The sequence below is a fragment of the Rothia sp. HMSC061D12 genome (assembly GCF_001836735.1).
Classification (GTDB): Bacteria; Actinomycetota; Actinomycetes; order Actinomycetales; family Micrococcaceae; genus Rothia.
On sequence record NZ_KV830305.1, the window covers coordinates 213,878 to 239,924 of the forward strand.

A 26,047-nucleotide genomic window follows, 5' to 3' on the forward strand; every position below is an offset into this window, starting at 1 on the left:
TCCTTTTCGGAAGGGCTTTCATTGAGGCTACGGTGCGCCGCATGTGATGCCGAGGTTGCAGGCGGATTTCCCTTCCTCTTCAGAGGGGCTTTCATTGAGGCCTCAAGGTACAGAAAAAGCGGTCCCGCGGTCATCTTGATTTCCCTTCTATTTCGGAGGGGCTTTCATTGAGGCTCACCGTAATTCTCACCAGCCAGCACACGCACCGTATTTCTTCGCTTTCTAGCGGAGACTTTCATTGAGGCTGGTCTATGGAAGCTCGCCAGGCGGATGCTGCAGGCTACATTTCTCCGCCCTGGGCGGGGACTTTCATTGAGTCATCGAGCGGCGGACCATTACGGGTGCGCTCGCGCGTATTTCCCTTCTTTTTTGGAAGGGCTTTCATTGAGGCGCTGAGCCCCAGACGAGAGACATTCAGACATGCCGATTTCCCTTCCTTTTTGGAAGGGCTTTCATTGAGGCGGCGTAGAGCTTGGAGAAGTGGCGCACAATGCAACTATTTCCTTACGATCTTGTAGGGACTTTCATTGAGGGATTTGGCACAGTGACAAAAGTTGTAAATTAACAACAATTTCCCTACCTTTCGGTTGGGACCTTCATTGAGGCGGGCGGCTCATCCCTGCTTGCGCAGGAAACACCTCAACCTTCCCTGCAGTTTTTGTAGGGACTTTCCCTGACATATTTCTGCTCCGTTCCTGGACCCGCCACAGTTCAGGAACGGAGCTTTTCCTTTTTCGCAGCGCAGGAAGCAACCAGACCAAAACACCAACCGCAAACCCCACCCGCCAGCTGCTACCCGCCTCCTCCACACCTCCAAGCCGAAAAACTCAACACGCCGGAATAGCGTCATAAAATCGCTGATAAGCCAAAACTCTCCGCCACAGTGCTACCCTCAAAACCAAGCAGCCAAAGCAGACTGCCGACCATACTCGCTCACACCAAGGAGACACCGATGTCTACCCCCTACAGTGCAGGCGACGAACTACCCATCTCACTCGTCATGCACACCGTGTACTGCCCCCGCCGCGCATGGATCGAATCCAACGGCGAAAAGACCGACACCTCACAAATGCAAGAAGGGCAATCCGCCCATAAACGAGTCGACGACCCAAAAACATCCCGCGGCACACAACAGCGCGCAGTCACCATCTCATCAAAACGCCTCGGACTCACCGGACGATGCGACGCCGTCGAACCCCAAGAAGATGGTTCTACCCGCATCATCGAATACAAATCAACACCCGTACGCCGCAACGCCTCCGTCACACCAGCCCACAGAGTGCAGCTCGCCCTCCAGAAAATCTGCCTCGAAGAAGCCGGCGAAACCGTCAGCGAATGCGCGGTGCACTTCACCAACCACAACAAAACCGTGCCCGTCGACATCTCAGATGAAGACATCCGCACCGCAGAAGAATACGTACACACCACCCGCGCACTCATCGACAACCCGACAGCACCGCAACCCCTCGAAGACTCAACCCGCTGCAGCTGGTGCTCCCACATCTCCGTGTGTCTACCCGACGAATCCCGCGGAAAAGAAAACATTACACGCGTCGTCGCCAGCAACCCCGACAGCCAAGTAGCGCACCTCACCACGCAAGGATCAAGAGCGACCGTCCAACAAGGGCGCCTCATCGTGCAGCACCTCGGCGAAACAACCAGCAGCGTACCCCTCGAACGTGTGCACAGCCTCGTTGTTCATGGAAACATTGACGTTTCCTCCGCGCTTCTACGAGAACTCATGTGGCGCAACTGCACCATTATCTGGTGCTCCAGCACCGGCCGAGTCTACGGCTGGTCCCAACCCGGGACCGGACCGAACGGCCTGGCCCGCGTGCAACAACACGTCCTCTCAGCGCAGGGGCACCTGCCTATAGCGAGTGCCATGATTGCCAGCAAAGTTGCAAACCAAGCGACCCTGCTACGCCGTAACGGCCACGCCGCAGATGTATGCCGCACCATGCGAGACATCCAGAAGCACACGCCGCAGGCTACCTCAATCCCGGAACTTCTCGGCCTCGAAGGTGAAGCCGCCTCGCTCTACTTCGGCAACTTCGCAACCATGCTCAAAGAAGACGCACTCGCCGAACTCGGCTGGACCTGGGCCGGGCGGCAGGGGAGAGGCGCCAACGACCCCATCAACATTCTGCTGAACTACGCCTACGGGATGCTTAGCTCAGAATGCATTCGCGCCATCCTCACCTGCGGGCTCGACCCTCACGCCGGGTTCCTGCACAGCAGCTCACGGAACAAGCCGGCGCTCGCGCTTGACCTCATGGAAGAATTCCGTGCAGTCATCGCGGACTCCGTGGTGGTGTCCCTTATTAACAGGAAGCAGGTCAAAGCGGCGCACTTCACCACGGTTGGCGGAAGCTATCGGCTCACACCCGAAGGACGGAAGACTATCATCGCCGCTTTCGAGAAGCGTATGGCCACGGAGATTACCCACCCCACCTACGGGTACTCGGTAACCTGGCGCCGCGCTATTGAGGTGCAGGCACGCATGCTCCTCGGCGTTATCAACGGAACCACCCGCGACTACACGGGGGTGACCGTACGATAATGCGTGACGACGCCCGACGAACACTCATCGCCTACGACGTGCCCAGCGACCGGCGGCGCGCCAAACTGGCCAAGCTCATTCTCAGTTATGGGGACCGAATTCAGTACAGCGTCTTTATTGTGGATGCAGCCCCCGCCAAGGTTCGACGCATCAAAGACGAAGTTCAGGAACTTATCGATCCGGACGAGGATTCGGTGCTCTTCTGCGACCTGGGACTGCTGGCCCGTCTTGACGAGCCGACCTTCAGCTACATTGGCCGGGCGCGCGAGGTGACCGAATCGGATGCGCTCATTCTCTAGCCGCGTGCTGCTCATTCGCTAGCGTCGCGCGGCAGGGGAGCGGAGGAATGACGAGTTCGATTGCGGACTGGTAGTAGAGGTGGGGATAATGGCCTTTGGAGGCTTTGTCTGTCTCCGCGAGAACCTGGCACGTGACGTAATCTTGGCGTGTCGCTCGCGTGATGTTTTGGCTTGTCAATAGTGTTTAAAGGCCTGATTGGCTGCTTGGGTATACTTTTATTTCCCCGCCTTCGGGCGGGGACTTTCATTGAGGCGAAACCGCAGCCGGCAAGACCCCGTTCGTCGATCGCGATTTCCCCGCCTTCGGGCGGGGACTTTCATTGAGGCGTGGACGAGGTGAAGGCGATGGGCGGTCAGGTCATCATTTCTCCACCTTCGGGCGGGGACTTTCATTGAGGGTTGCCCAGCGCTTCGGAGACAGGCCGTAGCGTCTCCACATTTCCCCGTCTTTGGGCGGGGACTTTCATTGAGGCATGTCTAACCGCCCGGATGGTACCCCTCTTCAGAATTTCCCCGCCTTCGGGCGGGGACATTCATTGAGGCAACCGGATGGTCGCTAAGCGCGCCCTGCTCGGTGCATTTCCCCGCCTTCGGGCGGGGACTTTCATTGAGGCTTTTGGGTGTATCACGGGGTGTTTCCTGAGCTCACCAATTTCCCCGCCTTCGGATGACGATGCTGCGGTAGGAGTAGATATTGCGTGATGTACACTTTGGGTACGTAATCCGCGAGAGTCTCGTGCCGCAGCAGTCTCTCTACGCCATAATATGCTAGTTTTTGGCTAGCTATTTCTCCATCTTCGAGCGGGGACTTTCATTGAGGTAGCTGGGGTGTCGCCTACAAATGGGCGGCCTTGGAGAATTTCCCCGCTTTCGGGTGGGGACTTTCATTGAGGCGCCGCAACTGCGGGGGAGTAATGACCCCCACCTGTATTTCTCCACCTTGGGTGGTGACTTTCATTGAGGATGGCGAACTTTCATTGTCACGCCGTGGTGTATCGGATTTCTCCGCTTTCGGGTGGGGACTTTCATTGAGGCACCTGGGATTCTGATAACCCTGATGCGCGCGGTATGGATTTCCCCGTCTTCGGATGGGGACTTTCATTGAGGTGCTTCATAGTCTTCTACAGTACGAGCCACTTTTGCGTTTCCCCGCTTTCGGGCAGGGACTTTCATTGAGGGTGCGGGCTGATGCCTCCTTCAACGATGACCGCAAATTTCTCCACCTTCAGATGACGACGCTGTGGTAGGCACAGATATTGCGTGATGTACACTTTGGATACGTGATCCGCGAGAATCTCATGCCATAGCAGTCTCTGCTACGCCATAACATGCTAGTTTTAGCTAGCTATTTCTCCACCTCTGGGTGGGGACTTTCATTGAGGCATGGTGTTCAAGAACGGCTTCACCGTCTCTAAGGCTATTTCTCCGCCTTCGGACGGGGAATTTTCATTGCGATTCTGGGTATGACTCGGGAAGTCTCACGTGGGTTGCGCAGCCTCGTTCTAGAAACCAATTTGGTTTCTAGAACGGGGCTCTTCTCTTTAAAACATGAAGATGGGCTAGACGCGGTACCCACTGCAGATTCCTCTTGCCAGCTATCTGAGTCTGAAATGACCAAATCGGATGCGCGTAATCTGTAGCGGCGCTATGGTGAGATCATGAGCGAAGAAAAGAATCGTTTGCGCGGTAGAGGAAGGGCAAGGATAATGAGAGGGCAAGCAATGCCCTTGGAACCGCTCGCATTTCTTTTATACTCAAATCTCTCGTCATGATACGGGGTTTGAGCCTTCATTGAGGAGTGAACATTTTTGTTGGGAGCAAGGGATTGCCTTTACTTCTCCTACGACCAAAATCGTCGGAGCTTTCTCTGAGAATCTGACTCTTTAGTAGGGTGTTTTTACTTCACTCCGCTAAAGAGTCAGATATTTTTATACGTGAAAATTTTTGTTGGGAGTCTGAGGGTGTTGTGTTCAGATTATCTTAATGCTAAGGTTGAGGTGTCAACCGGTTCTGAAATCTCTACGGCACCTTGCTGTAGCAGCTCTGACCCCGACCTAGGAGGTGAAGGATATGTTCCGACTACTCACAAGAAGTAAAAAGCCGCCCGCTACGCGAGGCGCAACGGGCGGCTTTAAAAATATATGAAGTTCTACCGCATTAAGCGGGGGCTATGCCTGTTGGCGCAGACATAACCCCACCAGTATACCGGGCACCAAGGACCGACTCCTAATTTACCCCGGATGCTGACCGCTTGTGTGGTTCTATGTCTACCCCTTCAAACCCCTGTGCCACCGTAATTTGCAGAGTAAATCACGGCGGCACAGGGGAGGGGGTGAGCATAACGAATGGGTGACGTGACGAAAACGCGCGCACCATTCGGAAAACCGATGTAGCTTAAAGCTATACAAGCAAACGTGCACGTCCAATGCGTTGAAGCAGGCATGCACCCAATATATAAGGAGACAACCATGTCCCAGAACGAGTCCCAGACCACCATCACCCTCGCCGACCTCATCGACAACCTCAAGCTCGGCGGCGGCTCCGTCATCACCTCCATCACCGAACTCGAGCCCGCAGCAGGGCCCCACGCATCCGTGGCACCCGCCAAGTTCGTTGACGGCTCCAAGTCCGTCTTCGCCTACGAAACCCGCTACATCGTAGAGAAGCCTGAAGGCCAGGACGCACCTAAGAAGGAAGAAGAATCCAAGGATGCCGAAAAGGTCGTCAAGGGCAAGTCTCAGAAGGTCGTCCTCATCGACAGCAAGCAGTCCGAGCTCAACCGTGCAGAAGCCGCCATCGAACAGGGCCGCCAGTACGGTGACGAAGCAGCCATCAAGATTCCCCGCGCCGTCGTCACCTACCAGACCGAAAACGGCCCCGTCGAATACACCGACATGGAACTCTCCCACCGCGTCTTCGACGGCCACTTCCGCGCCGGCCGCATCGACGGCAAGCCCATCACGGAAAACGACCAGTACCGCGCACTGCGCAACTGCACCCCCGCAGACATGAGCGCACTGCTCAACACCGCCCCCGCAGCACTCCTCTTCGGCGCATGGGACTCCACCCGCAAGAGCAACCAGGTCCGCCTGCGCAGCGCCCTCGTCGGTGAAATCATCGGCGTCCTCGCAGACCAGGAACCCGGCGCTGAACACCGACAGGCACGCCGCGGTGGTGCCCGCGTCGACGCAGTCGCTGCTAGTGTGCAGCTTACCCCTAAGGACATGGAGTCCCTGGTTAATGACCAGGAAGCTGAACTGAGCGCCAAGAACGTTGCCGCACGTCGTAAGGAAGCGAAGACCGCCAAGGCTGACGCCCGTATCTCCGCATCCACTCTGGGTCTGGGTAGCATCCCGCCCGTGCTCGAAGAAACCGGTGCCGTCGCATGCCGCCGCATCATCCGTTCCTGGGTACTGAGCCTCGCCACCCTGCGTCAGTTGCGCTTCGGTCAGGACGAAACCAAGAACGTTGCCGCCCGTGCACTCCTTGCCGCGCTCGGCCTCAACGCTATCGCCCGTGCGGAACGTGAACTCTACATCCGTGCCAACTGCGACCTGATCGAATCCTCCGCACCCGTTGTCACCCTCGACCAGCGCTTCGGTGAGAAGAAGCCCTTCGCACCCCTGACCGTTGAACAGGCCGACCAGCTTCTCCTTGAGGCTATTGAGAATGCCAAGAAGGCCGGCGTGGCTGACTGGAACGGCCAGACCTTCAACGTCGAGGGCAACCTCACCATCATCAAGAACGCCACTGCGGAGGACGCTGAATAATATGACGAACCTCGGAATTCTCGCGAGGTTCCCGCTCGGCGTATACCAGGGCCACAAGGCGGACGGAAGCCCCGACGCCTTCCCCGACCCTGCCCGCTTGCAGGCCGCGCTCCTCAGCGCGGCCGCGCAGGGACCTCACGCAATTATCGAAAACGGGCAGCTTGCCCCTTCGGATGAATCTCTCAAGGCCCTCAAATGGCTTGAGGAGAACCCCCCGACCGGGCTGCAGCTTCCCGACATGTGCCCCGTGTACCGCTCACCCAACAAGATGAGCCGATTCATGTACCGCGAAGTGGCATATTCCGAAAAGGACGGGCGGCAGACTGAACGTCGTGCTGTGTCCGACGGCTGGGCTGTATCTGACACCATCGGCTGGCAGTACGATAAGGTACCCGCAGACATCGCGGAAACCATCACCCAGCTCTGCGGCGAAGTACCCTCCCTCGGAGAATCCAGCAGTTTTGCCGCCCTCTACACCGGAGACGTGGAACCCACCCACACCATCGACACTAAGTCGGGTCCGTTCGAAGTAGGCGGCATGCCCGTCCGCGTGCCCGTGTCCGGTCGAATCGACGCGCTCATGCGTGCCCACGCAGAAGCGTACCCCGCCAAGGTACCCACCAAGGCAGGCGACAAGACCGCAGCGAGCGACACGATGCGTCCCTCCTCGGTACCCACCGCAGGCCTCGGATCCATCAAGTACCAGCCTGTGGAGGCTGAAACCTCCACCAGCCCCTGGGAATATTTGTGGCTCCTCGAAGTAGACGGTGAAGAGCTGAAGCCCGAGCAGTACGTCAAGGCAAGCTCCCTGCTGCACAAGGCTCTCGTAGCTGCCGCAGGATTCGGCGCGCCCAGCCTCATCACCGGCAGGTACTCCAAGGGTCACAAGCCGGCCAACAGCCTGGCGCTGCAGTACCTGCCTGCCCGCTACTTGCCTGACTATCTGCGTCGTGAGGTGAAGTCTAGGGGAGCTCTGCTCGTCTTGGTCCCGGCCAACGCCCCGACCGATGAGGCAGTAGAGCTCGGTATTGCGCTCAGGAGCGTAGAAACCCTCTACGCTCAGGACTTCCCCCGGCTGACCGTGAAGCTTCGCCAGAAGCGCCTGCCCGCGCAGGGTTTCTGGGATGCTCCCAAGACCGGGTACAAGCGTCTGTGGCGTACCCTCAGCGCGGCCGTTCCCGAATCGCGCGTTTTCAACCGTCCGAAGAAGACCGAGACGAAGGCCTGGACCTTCGCAGACGCCGCTCTGCTTTCCATGGCCTACGTGTGGCGTGACAGCTTCGAGTCGCCCGAGGCTGAAACCTCACGCGAACGAATTCGTAGCTTGAGGGACCAGGTCGAGGAAAAGGCTGAAGCCAAGGTCCTGGAAGCCCACCGTGTAACCCAGAACCCCGCCGCCTACGCCTACAAGCTGCCCCGCACCCTGCCCGCAGAACCGTGGCGCGGCATCGTAGACCTCGGCAACCTGGCAACGGACACGACCCTCGTAGCCATCGGCCAGTCCCGCCACATGGGCGGCGGCCTGCTGGTTCCGTTCGACGTGCCCACCGAAGAATACGACCGCCGCAAGAAGGAGGAAAAGCATGACTAGCCCCGCTACCAAGCTGCCCTCCATTAGTCGTGATGAGTTCGGTGAGTTCTTTGCCGCGCTTGACGCCGCGCTTGATGCCGCACTTAACAGCGCACCTAACGAAGCACCCAAGGAAAAGCAAAAGCGCTACCCCTTCAGCTGGCAGGAAGAAGTGCTCGACCACATTTGCGAGCACGGCGTATGGCCGGAACGTATTAACGCACCGACCGGCTCCGGCAAGTCCTCCGTGGTTGATATCCACCTCTTCGCGAATGCGCTCGCCGCGGTTGGCGCCGCACCGCGCGTTCCCCGTCGCCTCTGCGTGACCGTGGGACGCCGCGCGCTGGTCGACAGCCAGGCAACCCGCGCCGACAATATTCTCGGCTGCATGAAGAAGGCGCTCACTGACGGATCCGGTGAGCCCGATATTCTGCGTAGGGTTGCTGAAGCTCTCCAGAGCTTCCAGACCCGCAACGACGAGAAGGAGAGTAACCCCTTCGAGACTGGTCACATCCGTGGCGAACTCTCGAACCGCAACCTGCCGGTCACCGACATTTCGGCTTGCGCAATCATCGCCGCAACCCCGGATATGTACGGTTCGCGAGCGCTTTTCCGCGGCTACGGCAGCACCAAGGCTGCTCGCCCGCGTGAGACTGCCCTGCTGACCATGGACACCGTCATGGTGCTCGATGAGGCACACATGAACCGTCAGCTGTTGCACACCACTCAGCGTATTGCCGAGTTGCAGAAGCGCGAGGTCAACCTGGGTGTTCCCACCCTGCAGGTGGTTGAGACGACCGCTACCCCCTCCACTGAGGACAGCGATTCGACCACCTTGGGCGTGGATATTGAGGCTCTCGATAGCCCGAATGATGAAGAGCTGCGCAATCGTGTCTACTCGCATAAGGAGCTGATGCTCCACCCCATCGATAAGTGGGATGGCAAGCCCGGTAACCCTGCGACCGTGAATGCTGCTGTGGACACCATTAAGGGGTTCCTTGCCCACCGTGAGGCGGGTGAAGACTCCAAGAAAGCCCATACTGTCGGTTGTATCGTCAACCACGTGCGGACGGCTATCTCTATCAAGGAGAAACTCGTTAAGGATAAGGTGCTTGGAAAGGAGGAAGAGGTTCAGCTTCTCGTAGGACGCATGCGCCCGTACGACCTGAAAAAGTTGCACCCCGATCTCTTCACTACCGAAGGCGATGAGTCCGTGAAGGTTGTTGTGGCCACCCAGACTCTTGAAGTCGGTGTTGACGTTGACTTTGCTGACCTGGTGACCGAGCTGGCTCCTGCTTCTTCCTTGGCGCAGCGCTTCGGACGTGTTAACCGTCTGGGCCACCGTACGGATTCCAAGGTCGTCGTTATTGAGCCTGCGAGCGGTGACTCGGTAAAGAAGGACGCGCCTCCCTACAAGGCGGTCGACCTGAGCAATGCGTATGGTTGGCTCGAGGCTCTCAACGGTACTGAGAATCCGTCGGTGAACCCCGCCGCAATGGTGAAGAACCCGCCGGTACAGTCCTCCCCGGAGCGTCTGCTCTACCAGCGCCCGGAATGGCCTGACCTGCTGGAATTCTCGCGTACCGACGAGAATCCCTACGATGAGCCGGACCTTGACCTATGGCTGCACGACTCCCTGGATGCAGAAACCGCAATGGGCGGTGTTATCGTGCGCGATAACCTGCCGAGCAACACTTCTGCCGCCATGGAGATTCTCAAGACCAGCTACTTTGCACCGAGCGACCTGGAGACCTTCCCTGCGAATCTGAAGATTCTCCAGGAGATTCTGGACTACCAGGATGAGCACGGCGTGAAGCCGCGTAAATTCCTTTACCGTCAGGGTGAAATTTCCCTGTGGCAGGATGCTGACCATGGGGAAGAGAGCCGTCAGTCGTTGGCTCCTGGTGACGTTCTGCTTCTTGACATGGGCAGTGTTCCGTTCACGAACCAGGGCATTGCCGTGACTCAGCGTGAGTTGCCTTCTAAGAAGGACGAGCTGAAGGCTGTGCCCTTCCTCCTGAAGGCTGTGTCCTTCCTCGATGATGCCGAGCTCTACGTGGCCGAGCTCTACGTGTATGAGAAGTGCGCGGACCGTGAGGAACGCTTCAGGAAATACCTGGGTCTCTCGCCTGAAGAGGTAGCGGAACTGCTCGACGCTCAGAGCGCGGACGGTAAGAAGAAGATGATTGCTTCTGAACTTACTACCGAGGCTGAGGACGGTCAGGAAGTTATCGCCTGGTACGCCGTTGTGACCGACGAAGAGTTTGTTGAAGGTTCCGATATCGCTCAGGAACTGGCCCCGGCTGGTCCCGTTCTTCTGGACGACCACCAGAACGATGTTGCTGAGCGTACCCGCCAGCTTGCCGAGAACCTCGGCCTGGCACCGGAATTCTCGGAGGTCCTGGAACTGGCGGCAAAGTACCACGACGAGGGCAAACGCGACCTGCGCTTCCAGCAGATGCTAGGTGCAGACCCGGATGCGGACGCTCTTGCAAAGAGTGGCCACCGTTCCGTGGCCGAGGCATACCGCGCCCGTAGCCGTAGCGCCCTGCCGAGGGGCTGGCGTCACGAGCAGCTGTCTGCACTCATGGTTGCGGCCTCGCCCGAAAAGGTGGGGGAGCACCGCGACCTGGTGTTGCGCATCATTGGTTGCAGTCACGGTCACGGCCGGTTCTCCTTCGCCCACGACGCAGGCTTCCTGCTCAAGGAAGGCTACTTGCCCGAGGGAATGGACTACGAAGCGCTCAAGGAACAGGCGACCCGACTCTTCAACGTCGGCTACTGGGATAACCTCATGGAGCAGACGAGCCGCACCTACGGCCCGTACGCTACCGCCTACCTTGAGGCCGTTGAACGCGCCGCAGATGCTCAGATTTCACGGGAGGGACACTAATGGCAACGTTGACTATTGCCGGTGACTACACCTCGGCGCTGACCCATTTTGCCCTCTACGGGCTGTCCCTGATGGTTGAGCAGAAGCACCCCGGAACCGTCACTGTAGGTTGGTCTCAGGAAGGTCAGCCGCGCGCCCAGATGCATGCTGAAGGCGTGTCAGAAGAAGAAATTGCAGAGTGCGTGCACTCCTACGTTTCTTCCTTGGCCGCTGAAGACAGCTGGGTGAACGTTGACCAGTCCTACGGTGCGGGTAAGGAAACCGCTGTTTTCTCCCCGTTCTCACCGCGTATTCGCGGAATTGACGCGGAGAAGTACCCGGACGATTGGGCCTCTCACCAGAAGACCCGACAGGGTCACCTGGATGCGCTGATGGAAAGCGACGACCTGCTGTCCCTTCTGTGGATTGCTGGCCTGGGCGAACCGGCATACTGGCGTTTTGAAGCCAACGCGCCTCGCCCCGACCACGGTGCGTCCCGCTGGGAGATGAAAACCCGCAACAAGGGCCAGGAATTCGTCAAGGACCGTCTGCGCCTGATGTGCGCGGACCTGGCAACCTGGGAACCTTCCGCGATGCTCAGCGGTATTACCGGGCAAACCCTGCACGACTCGCTGGATAAGAAACCGGATTCCCGAACCGGAACCGGTTTCACCGTCCCGCAGCCGACGGATACTGCGCTCGCCTTCTGTGCCCTGGTGGGTGTTGCGAACTTCCCGGTGATTCACCAGATCCACCGAATCGGCGTGACCCCCGGTGCCTACCCGTACAACGCTTTGCACCCGCGGCTCATGGTGCTTCCGGTACCCTTCGGAAGGGTTACGCCCGCCCGGTTGCGAACCGTGTTGCGCAGCCACCCCTACCGTAGGGTGGTTGACGAACTCGGTAAAGCGATGGACCGCGGTTCTTGGAGTACTGACATTTTCGTGTCTGAGTTGGCGGATGAGAAGGCGATTCTTCGTGAGAAGGGCGTTCAGGCCTTTGTTGCTTTCCCCATCGCGAAGGTGGGTAGCGATTCGGCACCTGAGCGTCAGGTTCTGAAGGGTAGCGCGATTCCGCTGGGCTAGCCTAGCCGCTTACCGATACTGGTAAATAAAGCCAGTAAATATGCCCGCACAATGCAGGGGAGGGGCCCTCCGGTTGAATCACCGGAGGGCCCCTCCCTCTACTTATTATGAGTGTCTACATATCGCTGGGTGGATATGCGGTAGCTGGTGCGCTAGGGAACTGCCCTTTACGCCACCGCCACGGTGCCCTTGGCTGCGGTGCCGCTTCGGGTCCACAGCAGGAGCGCTGCCACGCTGTTGATGATGTAGAAAATGTATTTGCCGACGTTCGCGAAGTTGCCCTGAGTCAGCGCCTTGATGCACTGCACGGTGTTGTACGCGAACCAGAACTGCCACTGCATCGTCAGCTTCAGTGCGTTCAGAATGTTCGCTGACAGGGACAGGCCAAACACTGCGGTCGTGATCCAGAACAGGAACGAGGTCTTGCCATCGTAACCGACATTGTTCGCAATCAGATAGTAACCGACATAGTTCGCAATCAGGGAGAACGCGAACGAACCGACCACAATGCCGCTAATAATCAGCTGGCCCTTCTTGCCGGTCGGCGGTTCCATCGCCTTGCCGCGTTCGGAGTTCTGCCACCTACGAATCGCGAAGGTGTATACGATGAAGGTCACCGGGTAGGTGATGATTGCAGCCTTGTTGCCCAGAATGTAGTCGATTGCTCCGGACAGTGCCGTGTTAATAATGCCGAGCACGTTGCCAACGTTGGAGAGGCGGCCGGTCAGGCGGGTAGACATCATCGAAATACCCACGTTAATCACGGAAATTACGCCGAGGGGAATGAAGTTCGTGATTGGGCCCCAGTCGACGTATTTAGCGAGGCTGGTGCCCAGGTATCCTGAGGCGATTGCGATGGCGATAACCAGTGCCACGCCGAAGATGTCGGCGTACTTGGACTTGGCGAAGAAGAGGAGGGCCTTCTCGATTGAGAATTCCTTGGCCTCCATGGGTAACTCCTTTGTTGAGAATATAGGAACAGTGATAGGGTACCAATAACTATAACTCTTTGAAAAGGGGTTGAATCGGCGTGTCACACATAAAACTTCAGAAACCCACATATTCCACATCTCGGAACACCGCGGCATTGGGTAATTCAAAATCACCCCATCAAAAACCCATACCAACTTCCGGCAAACTTTGCCAGATAACGCCCCTACTTCGTTGAACACCGAAAATGGGCGTAAAATCACCGCCGTTTCGTCTTCGCTTTAAAGGGGACCTTAAGGTACGCTAGATGACTGGGTCAGGGAACCGTGCCGGTCTCACTCACCGCGCATCCGCCCGACAGACACCCGCACCCCGGTATCCTGCGTCTCACTCACGCACACAGGGGAGGGAACTCAACGTATCGGCCTCACTCACCGTTTACGCCGCTGTCCGTGCGTCCTGCCACCCGTAACTCACTCAACTCAAACAAGAACTGAATAGGACAATCATGCCCTTGCTTACCCATCGACTCTCACGACGATTTTTCGTAAAGGGTGCTTCCGCTGCCGCCGCTGCAGGCGCACTGACCCTGCAGGCACAGGCCGCTCAGGCTGACGAAGCTCCCACAAACATTGCCTCGGCAACCGAGGAAACTAAAGGCCCGCGCCTCGTTATTCAGCGTGCCACCATCACTGAAACCGGTATGACCGTCAACTACACTGCACACGGTCTGCGCGAATTCCTCACCGAGGGCACCACCCTGACCGTACGCCACGGCTACGTTCGTAACGACTCTTTCGAAACTCTGCGCTCCTGGCCGCTCACCCCCGAATTTGACGGTGATGCTGACAGCTTCAGCGGTAGCGACCAGTTCCCCATCGAGCTGATGCAGGGTGAGGGTGTTGATCACGCCCTGCAGTTGGATATTTGCTCCGACCCGTGGGGCCAGGAGGTTACCCACCAGATTGCTGCGCGCATTCCCGTGGCTGAGACTAAGATCCTGAAGACCTCTTTCGAGGACGTTCCGGGTAGCCACCCGTTCGCTGAGGATATCCGCATGGCGAACCAGAAGAAGTGGCTGATGCCGAACCCGCAGTCTGGCGCGTTTGAGCCGGACCGCCCTGTGACCCGTGAGGAGCTTATTGCTCTGCTGAACCACGCTGCAGGTCACGCTGGCGTGAGCGAAAACTCGGATGTTGCCCCCTTTGCGGATGCGGCAGACCGCCCGACCGCGAACGCGCTGCACTGGGCTCGTGACCGCAAGATCACTGAGCCTCTCACTGGTGGCGATAAGATTGACCCGACCGCACCGGTTTCTCACGAGGAGCTGGTGGCTGTACTGTTCCAGTACAACGCGGAGGTTCAGCTGACCGAGATGAACGAGGCTGCTGGTTCTCGTTTCCGCGACGTGCTCGGTGCCGGTACTCTGCACCGTTACGTTGCGTGGGCTGGCGCGAACGACATCGTGCTCGACGCTTCGGGCGTGTTCAAGCCGACCGCGCCGACTACTCGCGCGGAGCTGGCTCGTTTCATTCGCCGTTACAAGCTGCAGAACCTGCTGTTCACTGACTTCTCGTATGTCTCCTAATTTTTAGCTATCCCTGGCGTTGCGCGCTGGGTAGCGTGAAACCCCCGTCTTCTGGCTTTTGCTGGAGGCGGGGGGTTTTGCCATGTCCCGTATTGCCGCACCTCGGGGAGTTTTAGTGACAGGCTGTGCCTGTCATATGAAATTTTGCGTCATATATACCTGAAATCTTGCAAAATCCTGTGCGCTAAGTAAGTATTACCTAGAAGGTAAATTAAAGGTTGCCTTACTTAATACTGTGTGAAGGCTAGTTCACTCCTTGTGGGTGCACGAAACACCCGCCGCAAAGGCAGAAAAACACGGCGTCTCACCGTCCCCGTAAGCGGGGGAGAGACGCACCTCCACACACCACCCACGAAAAAGGACATACATATGAACCTCGCTTCGAGCAAGGCATTCAAGGGCCTCGCCGTTGGATCGCTGGCACTGGCAATTTCAGGTGTTGCCACCATCCCCGCATCGTTCGCGGCAGACTCCACCCCGGCGGCAAGCCAGAGCACTGACGCTCGCACCATCACCGACAAGGCGATGGCTAAGATCACCCAGGGCCTGCCCGGCCAGTTCCAGGTCGCATATTCCAAGAAGACCAACAAGATTTGGGTTGCGGGCACCGCAGACCGTGACAAGCACGTCTCCACTATTGCTCGCATTGACGCGAACTCCCTGAAGATTGAGGCAGTCGCCGAGCTGCCCATCGTCAAGAACGACAAGGGCTACAAGTACGACGCAGCCTACGGCATTACCGTTGATGATGTAGACGGCACCGTCTGGGTCACCAACACCACCGATAACTCCATTTCTGTGTACGATCAGGCAACGATGCAACAGGTTTGGACCACCGCAGGTATCGCAGAGACCGACCCGAACTGGATTGAGCACCCCCGCTCCGTTCTGGTCGACCACGAATCCGGCAAGGCGTTCGTCACCGGCCGCTTCTTCGTATCCGCAATCGACCTGAAGACCAAGCAGGTTGAGAAGATTCAGCTCGAAGGCGCACCCGACGGCGGCACCCGCTACGTCAGCATGAACATCCTGGTCGACGGCGGTAAGCTGTACGTTCCCGAGCGTACCGGCGGCAAGATTTTCGTCATCGATACCAAGACCTTCAAGGTGGAGAGCAGCTTCGACACCAAGGGCAACGCTGAGGGTGAGGTTCGCCCCTCCGACATCGCGATTGACCACTCCCAGAACGAAATTTACGTCTCCTCCCAGGGCGTGAAGGGCGCGAACTCTGGCGTGTCCATCTATGACGCGACCACCCACGAGTTCAAGAAGTTCATCCCGGTCGGCACCCAGGCACTCGCACTGGACAACGACGAGGCGAACGACCTGGTGTACGTCTCTGACTTCGGCACCGGCAAGGTGGGCGTGATTGACGGCGGCGCAGCGGACAAGCTGATTGCCGAGGTCGCCATGAACGGCGGCAAGGCAAACGACCTGGTCGTACTGCCCAACGGCTCCGTTGTCGCTGTGGACAAGCAGGCTGGCGCAACCGCAACCGTGCCCTACGTCCTCGACGGCACCACCGGCACCGTCAGCACCTCAGATAAGGTCACCAGCAAGCCTTCTAAGGACAAGCAGGGCAACGAGGTTCCCGCCAAGACCTCCGAGATTCAGGCGAACTCCATCCTGAAGTTCAAGGTCACCGCAACCGCAGGCGACAACTCCGAGGTCAAGCAGGTCACCCCCGAAACCCGCGAGTTCCAGGGCTACCCGGCAACCGCCACCAAGACCAAGGCAACCGACTCTACCACCCCCTCCACCGAGGCACACCGCACCGTGGACGCAAACGGTAGCGTTGCGAACATCATTCAGGGTCTGCCCGGCCAGTTCCAGGTTGGCTACTCCAAGAAGAACCACAAGCTGTTCGTGCCCACCGTGGGTGCACGCGGCGGCCTCGCTTCCTCCCTGGCACGCGTGGATGCAGACACCCTGCAGACCGAGGCTTTCGCCGAGCTGCCCGTGAAGAAGAACGACAAGGGCCAGTATGGTTACACCTCCGCGTACGGCGTGACCGTTGATGACGTGGACGGCACCGTCTGGGTTACCAACACCACCGACAACTCCGTGGCAGTGTACGACCAGCAGACTCTCAAGCTCATCTGGAGCAACGAGGGCGTGAAGAAGGACGACCCGAACTGGATTGAGCACCCCCGCTCCGTTTTGGTTGACCACGAGTCCGGTAAGGCGTTCGTGACCGGCCGTTACTTTGTCTCTGCTATTGACCTGAAGACTAAGCAGGTTGAGAAGATTCAGCTTGAGGGCGCACCCGACGGTGGCACCCGCTACATCAGCATGAACCTGTTCCTCGATGGCGGCAAGCTGTACGTGCCCGAGCGCACCGGCGGCAAGCTCTTCGTCGTGGACACCAAGACCTTCAAGGTTGAGAAGACCATCCAGACTCAGGGTGAGGATTCCACCGTTGAGGTTCGCCCCTCTGACGTTGCTGTGGATCACTCGCTGAATGAGATTTACGTATCTTCCCAGGGTGTGAAGGGCGTCAACTCCGGTATCTCCGTGTACGACCTGACCACCGGCGAGTTCAAGAAGTTCGTCAAGTTCGGCACCCAGGCGCTCGCTCTGGAGCACGATGAGGACCGCGACCTGGTGTACGTAACCGACTTCGGCACCGGCAAGGTGGCTGTCTTCGACGGCCGCGCTGACGAGGTCATCGGCGAGATCGAGATGAACGGCGCAGCCGCGAACGACGTGACCCTGCTCAAGGACGGCTCCGTACTGGTCCTCGACAAGAAGGACCGCGACGAGAAGGTGACCCTGCCCTACGTGCTCAACGGCACCACCGGCGAGATTACCACCGCCAGCGAGTACACCACCCTGCCCGGCAAGGACCGCCAGGGTAACGACGTTCCCGCATCGGTTCAGCAGCTGAAGGCTAACTCCATTCTGAAGTTCAAGGTTGGCGTGAAGGACACCGACGCGAGCGCAGCTCCGGTGGGTATCACCCCGACTTCGCTGGACTTTGCGGGTTACCCGACGGTGACCGGTGTGAAGGCTGAGGAGTCGAAGCCTGCTGACCCGAAGCCTGCTGACCCGAAGCCGGCAGATCCGAAGCCGGCAGATCCGAAGGTAGAGGACAAGAAGGCTGAAGATAAGAAGTCTGAGGACGTTAAGTCTGAGGATAAGAAGTCTGACGCTAAGACCGGTGCACAGGACTCCAAGTCCGCTCCGGATGCTGTGAAGGCTGATAAGTCCGGTTCGGCTGTGAAGAACGGTGGTTCCTCCGCAAGCGGTTCCGATACTTTGGGCGGTGGCTCCTCTGTAGCTAAGAGCGACGCAGGCTCTTCGCAGGCTGGTTCTTCGCGTAGCGCTCTGGCGAACACCGGTGCTAACGCTGTGATGCCGCTGGTTGCTTTCGCTTCTGTGGCTCTGATTGCGGGTGCTGCCCTGGTGGTGCGCCGCCGCAAGGCATAAAGCGTAGCGTTTAGTTCTCGGGTGTAAAGGCTCGATATAACGCATGAAAAGGCGGGTATTTTCTCTTTCGGATTCTTCGAATCTGGGGGAGGGGTACCCGCCTTTTGTGTGCCCGCTTGGGCTAATGCTGGGTAGGTGGTTTTAGGACATATTTATATATGTGCACTTGCCTGTAAAAATATAGGTTTTGAATGTCGAGAAAATGTTTAACCCGTGGTGAATCTCGCTGGCGCGCCTCACCTAAACATTTACATTAATGTGTAAATATAAAAGCATCACAACACCCCTCGTGACCTGGGTTTTTGCCCGCAAGAGCAAGGAAAAACCGGGGAGACGCCTCAACCTTCACGTGATACTGAAGGTGAATTAGGGGATCACTCATAAAAACACAAAACACGCCCACGTCGCTGCTTGTATTTTCCTGGGAAAACATTGAGGATTAGAAGGTAGGTAAATTTATGCGTTACCTGCATTTCTGCTTTTCGTGCCGTCGAATATGTCACCGCATATTCACGGGTGTCTCGTTAGCATTCGCATGCGGCATGTGAGCACTTCCGTTACACATTTGAAGGACACACATTGAACCTCACTCCCTCCTCGGGCAAAGCACTGAAGGGGCTCGCCGTCGGCTCCCTCGCGCTCGCAATCTCCGGCGCAGCCATGATCCCTGCCTCCTTCGCAGCACCGAACACCGCAAACCAGACCGCGACCCCCAGCGCATCGGCTCCTTCCACCGCATCGCTGAGCCGCGTTGTTGACACCTCCGCATCCGTCGCGCAGATTACCCAGGGTCTGCCCGGCCAGTACCAGGTTGCCTACTCCAAGGCGACCAACAAGATTTGGATGGTCGGCGTGGGTGCACGCGGCGACCTCGCCTCCACCATTGCTCGTGTCAACGCAGACACTCTTCAGATTGAAGAAGTAGCAGCGCTTCCCTTCGAGCTGGATAAGAACGGCGAATTTGGCTACATTTCCGCGTACGGCATCACTGTTGATGACGTGTCCGGCACCGTGTGGGTTACTAACACCACCGACAACTCCCTGTCCGTGTTCGATCAGAACACCATGGAACAGATTTGGACTAACCACGGTATCGCCGAGAGCGACCCGAACTGGATTGAGCACCCCCGCTCCGTGCTGGTGGACCACAACTCCGGCAAGGTGTTCGTGACCGGCCGCTACTATGTGTCCGCGATCGACATGAAGACCTTCGAGGTTACCAAGCTGCAGCTGGAGGGCGCCCCCAACGGAGGTACCCGCTACATCGGCATGAACATGACCATTGACGGCGACAAGCTGTACGTGCCCGAGCGTACCGGCGGCAAGGTCTTCGTCATCAACACTAAGACCTTCAAGACCGAGCAGGTTATCCAGACTCGCGGCGAGAACTCCTCCGTTGAGGTTCGTCCCTCTGACGTCACTATTGACCACTCCGAGAACGAAATGTACGTCTCCTCCCAGGGTGTGGACGGAGTTAACTCCGGTATCTCCGTCTACGACCTGACCACCGGCGCGTTCAAGAAGTTCGTTAAGTTCGGTACCCAGGCGCTGTCTATGGAGAACGACGAGAACCGCGACCTGGTGTACGTGACCGATTTCGGTACCGGCAAGATCGCCATCTTCGACGCTAAGACTGACCGCGTGATCGGTGAGGTTGAGATGAACGGCGGTAAGGCTAACGACCTGACCGTCACCGAGGATGGCTCCGTCATCGCTGTGGACAAGCAGGACATCGCTAACACCACCGCGGCAGTGCCCTACGTGCTGAACTCGAAGACCGGCGACGGCACCATGACCGACACCTACACCTCCAAGGCGACCGTGGATCGTAACGGCAAGGCTGTTCCTTCCTCGCAGCAGAAGCTGGTTCCGAACTCCATCGTGAAGTTCTACGCCGAGGTTTCCGAGGGTGAGTTCACCTCCACCGCGACCATTAACCCCGCTAAGGTTCCCTGCCAGGGCTACCCGAAGCAGGCTACCGCAGTGCTGATCGACCCCACCCTGAACTTCGCTGAGGGCACCGTCGACATCACCCGCCCCTACACCTTCCACGTGTCCGGCTACGACTTTGAGAAGCCCCCGGCAGAAGGTATTCGCCTGTTCCTCGTCAAGGAAGGCGAATGGTCGATGGGTTTCGACAAGCTGACCGATAGCGAACTGGCAAGCATCCAGAAGGTGTCCACCATTGTTCCGGCGAGCGCGTTCGTCTACAACGCACGCACCGGCAAGTACTCCTTCGACGCAACCCTGCGTGTTCCCGCGAACACCATGCAGTACAGCCAGGGCTACATGCTCGGTACCGTCACCGCTGGTTCTGACGTGGCTACCAACCGCAATTACGATTCGGCTGTTTCGCTGATCGTTAACGACGCGAAGGATGCAGGCAACGCAGATAATCGCGATGAGGCTGACGAGCCGGCATTCCCGACCAACGCCTCGGCATCGCCTTCCGCATCTGCTGCAGTAGCGGAGAAGCCGGCGGCTGATCAGCCCAAGGGTGAACAGCAGAAGGCTGAGGAAACTAACGACCAGCTGGGAACCACCGCAAAGACCGCGCCGCTGAAGAGCTCTTCTTCGGTGAAGTCTGACTCCCAGCCTAAGGGTTCTAACTCCGATGCTCAGGTGAGTGCTTCGGCTACCAAGTCTGCGCCTCAGAGCAAGGGCTCGCTGGCTAAGACCGGTGCTCAGAACGTTCTGAGCCTGGCAGCTGTCGGTGCGTTTGCACTGATTGCTGGTGCCGCTGTGATGGTGCTTCGCCGCCGTAAGGCATAGTTTCTCGCTCTGTTGAGCGGATGCGCCCCGTACACTGTGCGGGGCGCATTTTTGTGCCCGCATGTTTTATTCGGGCTGCTGTGGAGATGCTGGATGACTGCCGGGGGAGTGCCTGGCATGGCTGGAAAAGAACCTATGCTGAGCGCCTTGCACTCAGTGTAAAATATGTGACTCATTTCACCACTTTTCGATTTGGTTGTTTCCAGGAACCTCTGTATAGTTATATGTGTTGCCAGGGAGACCTGGTAAAAGAGATGTAAATCTCACGGCCCCATCGTATAGCGGCCTAGTACTCCGCCCTCTCACGGCGGCAACACCGGTTCAAATCCGGTTGGGGTCACACTAGGAAAGAAGCTCTCCAGTTGAAAGACTGGGGAGCTTTTTTGTTTATGTCTGCAGCTGTCAGAAAACCTTCTAGATTCTACGGTGCCGCCGTGAGCCTCTCACGGCGCCGCTCCTTACGTCGCGGCACTCCGGGGCATGATGGAATTCCTCGCACGCTCGGCATCATGCCCCTCCGTCACCAGATCAAATCCGGTTGGGGTCACACTAGGAAAAAGCCTTGATTCTTCGGGATCAAGGCTTTTTTGTTTATATCTGTCTTTTCCAAGAAAGATCAAAAGCGAGAAGCCACATGTGTTTCGAAAAGCAACCATAATGGTGGCTTCTCGAAACACATGTGGCTTCTCAGCGGTATAGGGGAGCTGGATTTACTGTGCCGACGCCTCAGCAGAAGCAGTCGTAGCCTCCGCCGAACCTGCAGCAGTCGCCTCCGCCGACGCGGAACCCGTAGCAGAAGCGCTCGGGCTCAGCGACGGAACCGGCGAAGCAGAAGCAGTACCCGGAGCGCGACGCACCATACGCCAGGTGCCGTCCTGGTAGTGCGCCACAATCTGACCAGCCACCGGCTTACCCGGGTACTTGAACACCTCGGTCAGCGGCTGCACACGATCGTTGGTCTTGCTGTACACGCCAGCACCCTCAGCACCATCAATCACCATCTCGGTTGCCCAAGTGTAGTAGCCGGTGCGGGTGTCCTTGGTCGGGCGGTCAGCGGTCAGCGACAGAACCATCGGACGCTCCGAACCAATAACCCAGCCGCTCTCCGAAGCGTACATGCTCTGGAAGAACTCAGCCACAGTCGAGTAGTCGCCGGTGTGGTCAATGTTCGTGAAGCGGGTACCGTCACCGGTCAGCAGCAGGTAGTTCAGGGTAGCCTGCCAGTACGCAATGAACGCGTGCAGACCCTCAACACTGTTATCACGCAGCTTCGCCGGCTCCACGGGAATCGCGACGTTCACTGCCTTGTGCTCCTTGGTGCCCGGCTCAAAAGTGCCGGTGGAGGAGTAGTCGGCAAGAACGACCTCACCCTTCATACTGGGGCCAGGCTCAACGGTGGTGGTTGCCTCCGCGGTGGGGGAGACGGATGCGGTTGCGCTCGCGGTCGAAGACTCGGTAGCGGATGCGCTCGCGGTCGCCGAAGACTCGGAGGACTTCGAGGAACATGCGGCAAGAAGCGCGGCGGTACCCAGACCCAGTGCGGTCAGGGCGGTGCGGCGGGTATACATGGTAGACATGGGGCTCTTTCTGAGGTGAATAAAGTATGTGCCGGTATTGAACTAATTCCAGAATATCGCAGGGGAGCGGTCAGCCCAATGTCGTGTACGCCTCCATGACCGTAAAAGCGGCAGGAGATGACGAAAAACACGGGCTCTCGCTAAGGCAGTAATATTGTTGCTTCTACGCCGGAGAAGAACTGCTTGCTGTAGGCTGGGGTGAATTCGTTGCGTTGCTTCCTCCTGCAGGACCGACTGTCCAAGCACCATTTTGGTATACCAACTCAAAAATGATTTTGCTGGGACCGTCTGGGTTATTTGTGTAGGCTAGCGAAATCTCCAAGCCCTGTGCCGTGGTGTGGACTACGGCCCTACTGTGCATGTAGGTCGTAGCTTTCCAATGGTAGCGGTCTTCGTCAATCTTTTGAGGAGATTCCTCTGTCAACTGGTATAGACAAGGTGTTTCGGTGCCGTATAGCCAGCCGCTGCCGTCTGAATACATTTTCACGTACGCCTTCTTCATCTTTTCCCAGTATTGGTCTACGGTTGCGTCTACAGACTTTAAAGGCTCAATATCCCCAGAAATCATGAGATAGTTCTGAGAAGCCATCCAATATCCCAATGCTGCATACATGCCGCCCTTTGTCTTGTTGCTCATGTTTGCAGGGCGTACGGGTTTGCGCGGATTCTCGGCTTTCTTCTCATGGGTTGCCGGAACGTAAGTTCCTTGCGACTCGTAGTTGTTGAACTTCAGCTCGCCCTTATAGATACGCTGAGCGTCGAGCACACTCGGGTCGCTGAGCGGGCGGACATCGCTAGCACAGGCAGTCAAGGAGGCGAGCGCGGCGGTGGCGGCGATGCCAAAGGCGGCGCGTCGGGTCACGAAGGTAGACATAAGGTACCCTTCAATAGATTATCGGTGTATCTATTTCAGGGTACCTTAGTGTATTTGGGTATGTTTATGATTTTTTCGTTGTCAAACCTTGGAAAATGCTACAAAAGATACGTTAGCTAACGAAAAGCACCGTTTACTAGGGGAAAAGCCATTATCTTCCTATACAGTCGTTTCCCGCGTCTGTATCTTCCTATACCGCCGCATCCTAAACGTTGAGGCCGGAGCCGCTTCCGCCCGAGGAACCGGGAGAAGTCGTCGAGGAACTCTTCGTCTCAACGGTGACCCTCCACGCATCGTTTCGGTATTTCAACACAAAAGTGACCTCATCATTACTGGAATCACCGCTCGTCTCAGCCAGACGAATGTCCCTGTCCTCGGGTACGTAATGGAGAACGGCATCCTTATGGCTACGGGCAATACCCTTCCAGCGGTACTGCTCATCGTCAACCTTCTGCGGGGTCTCTTCGGTCAGGTCAGCCACGAGCGGCGTCTCGGTGCCGTACATCCACCCCTCATTCTTTGCGTACAACTCTACGTATGCCTTCATCTTCTGCACGTAGGTGCCGTCCAAGTCCACGTCCTTGAACGGGGTAGCGTCGCCGGTAACCGTCAGGTAGTTCAGGGCTGCGACCCAGTAGCCCAGCGCCGCATACATGCCCGAGGTCGTCTTTGACTTTATGTTCACGGGAGGAACGGGCATAGGCGGGTTCTCCGCCTTCTTCGTGCTGCTTGCGGGGTGGTACGTTCCGGTGGACTTGTAGCTATTGAACTTCAGCTCGCCCTTGTAGGGGCGCATCGGGTCAACTACGCTCGGGTCCTCCAGCGGGCGAATATCGCTGGCACAGGCAGTCAAGGAGGCGAGCGCGGCAGCAGCGGCAACACCCAGGGCGGTGCGTCGAGTAACGAAGGTAGGCATGGGAACCCCTCAATAGTTTGTTCGTGTGCTTTTAAGCGTACCCGAGCAGATTTGTTGACACGATCAAAGCCGGCACATGCTCATCTGGGAGAATAGTTCAACACGACCGTACGCAGGCCATGCAAACAAAAAGGGGAAGCCCCCGCACGCAGCCTCAACTGCATTCGAGAGCTTCCCTCATCACTATAAATGACTAGGAACGCGGGTTAGGCACTAGCGCTACTCGCCTCTGAAGAGGGGGAATCAGCTTCTTCATCACTGAGTAAGAACCAGGCGCCATCCTTATAGTCAAACGGAAAATTGGTTGCCTCGCTCTTGGTCGATCCATCAACCAGAGGAACAGGGTCATGACCCTCAACGCGAGCCTTTGCATTGGGATCATAGATAATGCGTCCGAGCCAATCGTAACGGTTGGGACCGCCCTCAACTTTTTTGGGAGCATCAGTCAGCAGCTGAATGGTAACCGGCGCATCCGTGTCATACACCCAGCCCTTACCGGAAGAGTAGATAAGAACAGCATTGGCGTGATCGTTCGCATAGCGGCCTTCAGGGTCAGCCTTCTTGAGCGGCTCGAAATCGCCGGTCATGAACATGTAGTTGAAGCTTGCCACCCAGTAGCAGAGGAACTGGTACATGCCCTCAACGGTCGCCTCGTTCATCTTCTCCGGAACAACAGGCTTCGGCACGTTCTGCGCTTTCTTCTCAGCCGTGGCAGGAACGTACTCGCCGTTCTTCTCATACTTGTCGAGTTTCACCGCGCCCTTGTACGACTTCTTAGCGGAAGACGACGCAGATGCTGAGGCGGATGCGCTTGCAGACTCAGAAGCGCTAGCGCTCGCCGAAGCCTCACCGGAAGGGGAAGAAGAGCTATCAGCCAGCGGGCGGATATCGCTAGCGCAAGCAGTCAACGCCGCAGCCGCGCCGGCACCGGTAGCGGCAGCTAGTGCTGCACGTCGAGAAAGAAAAGTTGCCATGAAAAATCCTTAAGTAATGTGTGGGGTTATGAGACTAAATCCTAGAGCCTATGTGCGAGGTAAATCTCCGCCCATAAGATGAACTGAGCAAAGATGCTCTAGGCGTTATTAGGGGTAGCCTCATTTGATGCTTTAGTGCTTGGGCTTGGAGTGCTCTGCTCGCCGCCCTTAGTGGCGGCATAAAACCATCTACCGTCCTTATAGGACAACTTCAGCTTGGCGTGGTCAGGAGTCAAAGCCTTACTAGGGAACATAGGCTCATCTGCTCGCCCTTCAATGCGAGACATTGCATTAGGATCCCTAACAAATCTGATAGGCCAAATGAGGGTGTCGCTACCTGATGCCTTTTCAGGCCGGGGGGTTAGCATCTCAGTTTGAACTGGTTTCTCCGAACCGTAAAACCACCCCTCATTGGTTTCGTATACAGTTACATAACCTTGAAAAGCTTTGACGTCCTTGCCAACAGGGTCAGCTTCTTTCAACGGTTCAACATCGCCGGTAAGTACTAAGTAGTTGAGGCTTGCTTCATAAAAACTATAGGCCGCGTAAGCTCCATCAACAGTATTCTCGTACATATTCGCTGGCGGTCGAGGCCTAGGCATGTTCAGCGCCTTATGCGTCTCATCCGCGGGAACGTACTCGCCCTTCTTCTCATAGTTGTCGAACTTTACCGGCCCCAGATAAGACTTCGCAGAAGAACCGCCTCCAGAGGAGGAGCTAGCGGAGGCAGAGGGGCTAGCAGAGGCGCTAGGACTTGTGGAAGAGGAAGCCTCACAGGAAGGAGCAGAGGAGCTATCCGCCAGCGGGCGGATATCGCTAGCGCAAGCA

General features: G+C 57.4%; 15 protein-coding genes, 1 tRNA gene and 1 CRISPR repeat array. Of the genes, 10 read left to right on the plus strand and 6 right to left on the minus strand.

Translation table 11 applies throughout. The annotated features are described in order from the left end of the window. The first annotated feature begins 952 nt into the window (after positions 1 to 952). From HMPREF2682_RS00860 to HMPREF2682_RS00885, 6 genes are all read left to right on the plus strand, one after another. Positions 953 to 2,563: a CRISPR-associated endonuclease Cas4/Cas1 gene (locus HMPREF2682_RS00860; protein ID WP_070830591.1), complete on the plus strand. Its 1,611-nt coding sequence runs from the start codon at positions 953 to 955 to the stop codon at positions 2,561 to 2,563. Further along, on the plus strand, positions 2,563 to 2,862 hold the full coding sequence (cas2, locus tag HMPREF2682_RS00865) for a CRISPR-associated endonuclease Cas2 (protein WP_044141701.1): 300 nt from the start codon (positions 2,563 to 2,565) through the stop codon (positions 2,860 to 2,862). Before HMPREF2682_RS00860 ends, cas2 begins: the two co-directional genes overlap by 1 nt. A 218-nt stretch (positions 2,863 to 3,080) precedes the next feature. Then, positions 3,081 to 3,476: direct repeats of the CRISPR family, unit length 26 nt; unit sequence CCTTCGGGCGGGGACTTTCATTGAGG. 1,854 nt (positions 3,477 to 5,330) lie between these two features. After that, positions 5,331 to 6,632, plus strand: a complete 1,302-nt coding sequence (cas7u, locus tag HMPREF2682_RS00870; protein ID WP_070830593.1) for a type I-G CRISPR-associated RAMP protein Csb1/Cas7g — start codon at positions 5,331 to 5,333, stop codon at positions 6,630 to 6,632. Between the two features lies 1 nt (position 6,633). Beyond that, complete coding sequence (gene csb2 / locus HMPREF2682_RS00875; protein ID WP_070830595.1) at positions 6,634 to 8,223, plus strand: type I-G CRISPR-associated protein Csb2; 1,590 nt, start codon at positions 6,634 to 6,636, stop codon at positions 8,221 to 8,223. Next, on the plus strand, positions 8,216 to 11,095 hold the full coding sequence (gene cas3u, locus HMPREF2682_RS00880; protein WP_070830597.1) for a type I-G CRISPR-associated helicase/endonuclease Cas3g: 2,880 nt from the start codon (positions 8,216 to 8,218) through the stop codon (positions 11,093 to 11,095). The genes csb2 and cas3u overlap by 8 nt, the downstream gene beginning before the upstream one ends. Next, complete coding sequence (locus HMPREF2682_RS00885; RefSeq protein WP_070830599.1) at positions 11,095 to 12,159, plus strand: aldehyde dehydrogenase; 1,065 nt, start codon at positions 11,095 to 11,097, stop codon at positions 12,157 to 12,159. Before cas3u ends, HMPREF2682_RS00885 begins: the two co-directional genes overlap by 1 nt. A gap of 167 nt (positions 12,160 to 12,326) precedes the next feature. Here the strand turns inward: HMPREF2682_RS00885 and HMPREF2682_RS00890 are convergent, their stop codons facing one another. Then, positions 12,327 to 13,109, minus strand: a complete 783-nt coding sequence (locus HMPREF2682_RS00890; protein ID WP_083321737.1) for a nicotinamide mononucleotide transporter — start codon at positions 13,107 to 13,109, stop codon at positions 12,327 to 12,329. A 488-nt stretch (positions 13,110 to 13,597) separates the two neighbouring features. Here HMPREF2682_RS00890 and HMPREF2682_RS00895 point away from each other — a divergent pair, with 488 nt between their 5' ends. From HMPREF2682_RS00895 to HMPREF2682_RS00910, 4 genes are all read left to right on the plus strand, one after another. After that, entirely contained in the window at positions 13,598 to 14,677 is a 1,080-nt protein-coding gene (locus tag HMPREF2682_RS00895; RefSeq protein ID WP_070830601.1) for an S-layer homology domain-containing protein, read from the plus strand. 369 nt (positions 14,678 to 15,046) lie between these two features. Beyond that, positions 15,047 to 18,106 (plus strand): DUF5074 domain-containing protein, encoded by a 3,060-nt coding sequence (locus HMPREF2682_RS00900; protein WP_070830603.1) that lies wholly within the window; start codon positions 15,047 to 15,049, stop codon positions 18,104 to 18,106. A 579-nt stretch (positions 18,107 to 18,685) separates the two neighbouring features. Next, positions 18,686 to 20,878: an LPXTG cell wall anchor domain-containing protein gene (locus HMPREF2682_RS00905; protein WP_070830605.1), complete on the plus strand. Its 2,193-nt coding sequence runs from the start codon at positions 18,686 to 18,688 to the stop codon at positions 20,876 to 20,878. A 267-nt stretch (positions 20,879 to 21,145) separates the two neighbouring features. After that, a tRNA-Glu gene (locus HMPREF2682_RS00910) sits at positions 21,146 to 21,218 on the plus strand. 370 nt (positions 21,219 to 21,588) lie between these two features. Here the strand turns inward: HMPREF2682_RS00910 and HMPREF2682_RS00915 are convergent. The 5 genes from HMPREF2682_RS00915 to HMPREF2682_RS00935 all read right to left on the minus strand — a co-directional run bounded on the left by HMPREF2682_RS00915 (position 21,589) and on the right by HMPREF2682_RS00935 (position 25,821). Beyond that, positions 21,589 to 22,455 carry a DUF6318 family protein gene (locus tag HMPREF2682_RS00915; RefSeq protein ID WP_070830607.1) on the minus strand — a complete coding sequence of 289 codons (867 nt, stop codon included), beginning with the start codon at positions 22,453 to 22,455 and terminating at the stop codon, positions 21,589 to 21,591. Positions 22,456 to 22,618: 163 nt separating this feature from the next. Further along, positions 22,619 to 23,329, minus strand: a complete 711-nt coding sequence (locus tag HMPREF2682_RS00920; protein ID WP_070830610.1) for a DUF6318 family protein — start codon at positions 23,327 to 23,329, stop codon at positions 22,619 to 22,621. A 205-nt stretch (positions 23,330 to 23,534) separates the two neighbouring features. Next, positions 23,535 to 24,245, minus strand: coding sequence for a DUF6318 family protein (locus tag HMPREF2682_RS00925; RefSeq protein ID WP_070830612.1), 711 nt, complete (start codon positions 24,243 to 24,245; stop codon positions 23,535 to 23,537). A 206-nt stretch (positions 24,246 to 24,451) separates the two neighbouring features. Further along, positions 24,452 to 25,219 carry a DUF6318 family protein gene (locus HMPREF2682_RS00930; RefSeq protein WP_049354796.1) on the minus strand — a complete coding sequence of 256 codons (768 nt, stop codon included), beginning with the start codon at positions 25,217 to 25,219 and terminating at the stop codon, positions 24,452 to 24,454. 98 nt (positions 25,220 to 25,317) lie between these two features. After that, positions 25,318 to 25,821 carry a DUF6318 family protein gene (locus tag HMPREF2682_RS00935; RefSeq protein WP_246827270.1) on the minus strand — a complete coding sequence of 168 codons (504 nt, stop codon included), beginning with the start codon at positions 25,819 to 25,821 and terminating at the stop codon, positions 25,318 to 25,320. Between the last annotated feature and the right edge of the window lie 226 nt (positions 25,822 to 26,047).